This is a genomic window from Saccharothrix sp. ST-888 (assembly GCF_000955975.1).
Lineage (GTDB): Bacteria > Actinomycetota > Actinomycetes > Streptomycetales > Streptomycetaceae > Kitasatospora.
This window is the reverse complement of sequence record NZ_JYJF01001174.1, coordinates 1-211: the sequence shown is the minus strand read 5'-3', so window position 1 is coordinate 211 and position 211 is coordinate 1. Positions and strand designations below refer to the sequence as shown.

Below are 211 nucleotides of genomic sequence, written 5' to 3'. Positions count from 1 at the left end.
GGGACCGTGCGCTGCTGGAGCTGGTGCGCGGAGAGGTGGCCGGAGTGCTCGGCTACCTCGGTGCGCAGTCGGTCGAACCGGCCAGGGCCTTCCGGGCTTTGGGCTTCGACTCGCTGACGGCGGTCGAGATCCGCAACCGGCTGAACGCGGCCTCGGGGCTGCGCCTGTCCGCCGGCGCGGTGTTCGACTACCCGACGCCTGCCGCCCTCGC

General features: G+C 73.5%; 1 protein-coding gene. It reads left to right on the top strand.

The genetic code is table 11. From position 1 onward, the window contains the following. Window positions 1–211: acyl carrier protein (locus UK12_RS36135; RefSeq protein WP_045307471.1), on the top strand; the 211-nt coding region annotated here is incomplete at both ends.